Below are 5,701 nucleotides of genomic sequence, written 5' to 3'. Positions count from 1 at the left end.
GTCTGGGTAGCCAGTATGCCCAAGGGAGTAGAAATTGACCCTAAGACATTGAAGCAACCCTGTTTATTGATTGACGGTGGCTATCCAAAAAATCTGGCAACTCAGGTTCAGCATCCAGAAATTTACGTACTCAATGGTGGCATTGTAGAGCATTCCCTCGATATTGAGTGGAAAATTATGAAGATTGTCAATATGGATGTACCGGGCCGACAGTTGTTTGCCTGTTTTGCTGAATCAATGCTGCTGGAATTTGAAAAAATGTATACCAATTTTTCTTGGGGGCGGAATCAAATTACAGTGGAAAAGATGGAGCAAATCGGTCATATTTCTGTCAAGCACGGTTTCAGACCTTTAATGTCATTTTGATGTGATTTGTTGTGGTTATTGGTTATTGAGGAAAGTTTTTCTGATAATAACCAGTAACTTTTTTTATACAGTTAAGCGTTAACAGTTAACTATTAACTATTCACATTATCTCCGATCGCACGAGCCGACGAAAAGTAGTTTGTAGTTCGCAACAAGCAGATGTAATTGGTGGCAAGAATTTGTCTTTAATTCTTCTGATATTTGAATTTTGGCGACAACAGATAATATAGACAGGGCTGTTAAAGCTTTCCAAGGAGTGATTTCGATCGCGCTGGTGTCGCTTTTTGGACTTGGGAACAGTTCAGCAGGGTTAGGTCTTTTGTGGCGGTGGGGGGCCAGGGGCGCTGGGAAATAGGGGCGTAAAAATCAGAAGCAAGCAAAAATAGTGTAGCAAAAAACGAGGCTCCAGCCTCTGATGTTCAACCAGCTTAGTAACCCAAGCATAATTCAAAATTTAAAACTTCCAAACTTCCCCTCTTTTTCAGCATCCCCTGACACGGTAGGATCGGAAAATAGTCGATCGACAAAACCTGACAAAACCTTATAGAAATTATCCGCGTGCCAAACCCAGACCGTAAACCCTTACTCTTAGATTTTGAAAAGCCTCTGGCCGAACTCGAAACCCGAATTCACCAGATTCGCGAACTCGCCGAAGAAAACAGCGTCGATGTCACCGACGAAATTCGCAAACTCGAAGCTCGCTCGGCCCAACTGCGACAAGAAATCTTCAGCAGCTTGTCCCCCATGCAGCGGCTGCAACTTGCCCGTCACCCGCGTCGCCCCAGCACGCTCGATTACATTCAGGCAATTAGCGACGAGTGGATCGAGCTTCACGGCGATCGGCGGGGCGGAGACGACCCGGCCCTCGTCGGTGGAATTGCCCGCATAGATGGGCGTCCCACAGTCATTATCGGCCATCAAAAAGGGCGCGACACTAAAGACAATATCGCCCGCAACTTCGGTATGGCTGCTCCCGGCGGCTACCGCAAAGCCCTGCGGTTGATGGAACACGCCGATCGCTTCGGAATGCCAATTTTCACCTTTATCGACACTCCGGGGGCTTGGGCGGGCTTAGAAGCAGAACAGCTCGGACAGGGAGAGGCGATCGCCTGTAACCTCCGAGAAATGTTTCGCCTCGACGTTCCCATTATTTGCACCGTCATCGGCGAAGGTGGTTCCGGCGGCGCTTTGGGTATCGGTGTCGGCGAGCGGCTGTTGATGCTGGAACATTCCGTCTACACCGTCGCCACTCCCGAAGCTTGCGCGGCTATTCTCTGGAAAGACTCTGGCAAAGCTAACTTGGCCGCAGAAGCCCTGAAAATCACTTCCTGGGACTTGAAAAACCTCGGCATTCTCGATCAAATAGTACCAGAGCCGATCGGCGGCGCTCACTCGAATCCCCTCAAAGCTGCGTCCATACTCAAACAAGCTTTGTTAGAAAACTTAGCAGAACTAACACAGCTAACGGCTCAGCAGCGACGCGAACTCCGGTATCAAAAGTTTCGCCACATCGGTGTATTCACTGAAATTTCTGCTTGAGCCGATCGATTCAGAGTTATCAGTTATGAGTTAAAAATTCTTAACTTTAAACTCATAACTCACAGATCCTTATTCTGCGGCTCTGTCAGCAGTGTTATAATTTCTCAGGCGACACCGGCTTAACAGTTCTTAATGTTGATCTCATAATTAACTGTGATCACCCGCAGCCGACAGCTTTCTAATTTGCCGAAGAAGGCTGCAACGCTTGAGGGAGTTGCCGAGCGAAAGTATTAGGACACTGAATGAACCATCCCACAACAAAGCAGGCTCTGATTACCGGAGCCAGCAGCGGTATTGGCAAAGCGACGGCTCTAGCGTTCGCCGCCGAGGGCATAAATCTGGCCTTAGTTAGCCGAGAGTCGGAAAACTTAGAAGCCGTTGCCGCAGCAGCCCGAAAATTCGGAGTGAAAGCAGAAGCTTATCCCTTAGACTTGGCAAAAATTGAGCAAGTGCAAAGCAGCATCAGCGCGATCGCATCTCAATTGGGTGCCGTAGATATCCTGGTCAACAGCGCTGGCATGGGCTACACCGGTTCCTTAACGGAAACGCCGCTAGCAGACTGGCAGAGCGTTCTAGACCTCAATCTGACTAGCGTTTGGCAGTGCATTTTAGGAGTTTTGCCCTCGATGCGCGATCGCGGATCGGGAATCATCATCAACGTTTCCTCGATCGCCGGCAACCAAACCTTCCCCAACTGGGGAGCCTACTGCGTCAGTAAATTCGGTCTCATGGCTTTGTCTAAAACCTTAGCCGCCGAAGAACGGGCTCACGGAATTCGCGTAACAGCAATCTGTCCGGGTTCTGTCAATACTCCCATGTGGGACACAGATACCGTGGACGCCAACTTCGATCGCACCGCCATGTTAACCCCAGAAATCGTCGCCCAATCAATTCTGCACGCAGTTCAGTTGCCAGCGAGTGCAGTAATTGAAGAAATCACGCTCATGTCCAACGCAGGAGTTTTGTGAACTTGAGATTTTAGACTGCTGGATTTTTCTCGAATTCAACAATCTTTGAATCTCTAGCTATATCCCCCAATCCAAAATCGATTCACCCTCACACCAACTTGTTATGACAATTGCATCTTCCACCGATTCCAATGGCTCGAACTCACTCTCGACTGACAGCATGAAACTGTTACAAACCGCAGATAATAACTCCCCGCGCATCCCAACTAGACCCGATCGCAATTCCTCCCACGGTCAAGAATCCAGCGTGCCTAAACCCTCAGAAGTAGGCCAAGAAGAAATGATGGAGGCAGTTCGCACAATGCTGCTGGGAGTAGGAGAAGACCCCGAACGCGAAGGATTGCTCAAAACCCCAAAACGGGTAGCAGAAGCAATGCGGTTTCTCACCAGTGGTTACAGTCAATCCCTAGAAGAACTCCTCAACGGCGCTATCTTTGACGAAGGCCACAACGAAATGGTACTGGTACGAGACATAAGCGTATTCAGTATGTGCGAACACCATATGCTGCCGTTTATGGGTAGAGTTCACGTCGCTTACATTCCCAACCAAAAAGTAGTGGGATTGAGCAAATTAGCCCGAATTGCTGAGATGTACAGCCGCCGATTGCAGGTGCAAGAACGTTTGACGCGCCAAATTGCTGAAGCAGTTCAGACAATATTGGAACCGCAGGGAGTAGCTGTAGTCATGGAAGCCAGCCATATGTGCATGACGATGCGGGGTGTGCAAAAACCTGGTGCTTGGACGGTTACGAGTGCAATGTTGGGCGTGTTCCAAGAGGAACAGAAAACTCGCGAAGAATTCCTGAATTTGATCCGCCACCAACCGGCATTCTTTTAATCATTAGTCATTAGTCATCAGCCAATCACTTTTTGGCTGGTGGCTAGCAATCAAGTAATTTGGTCACTAGCCCCCTGATTCATCCGCAGTCGCAATTCCAAAATCTAAAATCTAAAATCTAAAATCAGATGACGATCGACTAATAAACCCATAAAATAGACGGGTGAATCATGACTTGTGACTAAATGAATCCCATTAAATTCGGTACAGATGGCTGGCGCGGCATCATTGCTGACGATTTTACATTCGATCGCGTAGCGTTAGTCGCTCCCTTAGCGGCACAAGTTCTCGCACAAACCGGCGGCGGCGATGGCAGCAGCGGTACCGTAATTGTTGGTCACGACCGCCGATTTCTGGCTGAAGAATTTGCCAAAACAGCGGCTGTGGCTATCCAAAACGCAGGATTTGACGTGCTGCTTAGCGAATCCTACGCCCCCACGCCAGCTTTCAGTTTAGCTGCCAAACAATTAAATGCTTTGGGTGCGATCGTCCTGACAGCCAGCCACAATCCGGGTGCATATTTAGGGTTAAAAGTCAAGGGCGGATTTGGCGGTTCAGTTTCGCCGGAAGTTACTCAACAGATAGAAGAAAAGCTCCAAAATCCGGCGGCACTTTCAGCAACTCCCGGCAAATTGGAGAATTTCAATCCTTGGCCAGCTTACTGCAAAACGTTGCGGGAAATGGTAGATATTGAGTCGATTAAAGAAGCGATCGCCAGCGGCAAAATTACAGTATTTGTAGATGTAATGCACGGTGCCGCCGCCGGAGGATTAGCTCAAATTTTAGAAGAAACAGTACATGAAGTCAACAGCGATCGAGATCCGCTGTTTGGCGGCGGTGCACCGGAACCTTTGCCGCGCTACCTGTCGCAGTTATTTCGGGTGATGCGTACTCACCAGCGAAAAAGTTCTGGTTTGTCAATCGGATTTGTATTTGACGGAGATAGCGATCGAATTGCAGCAGTTGACTCTAGCGGCAACTTTCTGAGTTCACAAATCCTAGTTCCCATATTAATCGAACATTTAGCAAAACGGCGCGGCTTGACCGGGGAAGTCATCAAAACAGTCAGCGGTTCAGACATAATTCCCAAAATTGCCAAGCTGTACAACTTGCCATTATTTGAAACGCCGATCGGTTACAAGTATATAGCCGATCGAATGTTAACCACCCAAGTCTTAGTCGGTGGCGAAGAATCGGGGGGAATTGGCTACGGTACACACATCCCTGAACGAGATGCTTTACTATCAGCGCTGTACTTGTTAGAAGCCGTTGTCAAATCCGGGGAAGATTTAAGCGAAATTTACAGCCGACTGCAACAAGAAACCAGCTTTACTTCAGCTTATGACAGAATCGACTTGCACCTAGCAAATATGGAAGAAAGGTCGCGTTTGCTGTCACGTCTGCAAAATCAACCTTTAATAGAAATCTCCGGCAAAGCAGTTGTAGATTGCAACAAAGTTGACGGATATAAATTCCGTTTGGCTGACGGAAGTTGGCTGTTAATTCGGTTTAGCGGTACTGAACCAGTGTTGAGGTTATATTCAGAAGCTGCGACATTGAAAGAAGTTATGCAAAACTTGAATTGGGCGAAGGATTGGGGGCAAAATTAATCATAGTTTTTAATTGCAGAGAAACGCAGGCAAACGCGGATAAATTGATATCAAATCTTTCTTTCTCCTTGTCCTCTGCACCCTCTGCGGTTAAAAACTTCTCTCATAAATTTTAACAACAATCCCGATCGATTATGTACCGCTAGCCACTTTTATTTCCACATAAAAGGTCGCTCAGAATTTTTAATTACCCCGACATTAGCAGAATTTCGGCGATTGTTAAACAAGGGAGTTTCTCTGGTTTCAGGTAAGCAGTTTACTGTCGATCCAGAAAGAGGTTTGCAAGAATTTTGCGATTATATTATTACTGGAGTTTAGACTAACAAGGGAAAGAAAAGGGAGCCTGTGATTGGCACAGGCTCCCTAAAGGCAGAAAATTG

General features: G+C 47.5%; 4 protein-coding genes and 1 pseudogene. All 5 read left to right on the top strand.

Going from position 1 to position 5,701, the window contains the following annotated elements; translation table 11 throughout:
- Positions 1–366 (top strand): annotated as a pseudogene (locus tag QUA38_RS20165) (long-chain acyl-[acyl-carrier-protein] reductase); the annotation flags it as partial.
- Between the two features lie 558 nt (positions 367–924).
- Complete coding sequence (accA, locus tag QUA38_RS20160) at positions 925–1,905, top strand: acetyl-CoA carboxylase carboxyl transferase subunit alpha (RefSeq protein WP_333073767.1); 981 nt, start codon at positions 925–927, stop codon at positions 1,903–1,905.
- 242 nt (positions 1,906–2,147) lie between these two features.
- Entirely contained in the window at positions 2,148–2,873 is a 726-nt protein-coding gene (locus tag QUA38_RS20155) for an SDR family oxidoreductase (protein ID WP_333164829.1), read from the top strand.
- Positions 2,874–2,976: 103 nt separating this feature from the next.
- Positions 2,977–3,711, top strand: a complete 735-nt coding sequence (gene folE / locus QUA38_RS20150; protein ID WP_333164827.1) for a GTP cyclohydrolase I FolE — start codon at positions 2,977–2,979, stop codon at positions 3,709–3,711.
- Between the two features lie 185 nt (positions 3,712–3,896).
- Entirely contained in the window at positions 3,897–5,321 is a 1,425-nt protein-coding gene (locus QUA38_RS20145; RefSeq protein WP_333164825.1) for a phosphoglucomutase/phosphomannomutase family protein, read from the top strand.
- Positions 5,322–5,701: the final 380 nt, after the last annotated feature.

Source organism: Microcoleus sp. Pol12B4 (assembly GCF_036701385.1).
Taxonomy (GTDB): domain Bacteria; phylum Cyanobacteriota; class Cyanobacteriia; order Cyanobacteriales; family Microcoleaceae; genus Microcoleus.
Note: the sequence above shows the minus strand (reverse complement) of the source record. Positions and strands in the feature narration are given on the sequence as shown.

Excerpts from the sequence above, each read along its gene's own strand:
- QUA38_RS20155 (WP_333164829.1), top strand. The coding sequence starts at position 2,148 with ATGAACCATCCCACAACAAAGCAGGCTCTGATTACCGGAGCCAGCAGC.
- folE (WP_333164827.1), top strand. The coding sequence starts at position 2,977 with ATGACAATTGCATCTTCCACCGATTCCAATGGCTCGAACTCACTCTCG.
- QUA38_RS20145 (WP_333164825.1), top strand. The coding sequence starts at position 3,897 with ATGAATCCCATTAAATTCGGTACAGATGGCTGGCGCGGCATCATTGCT.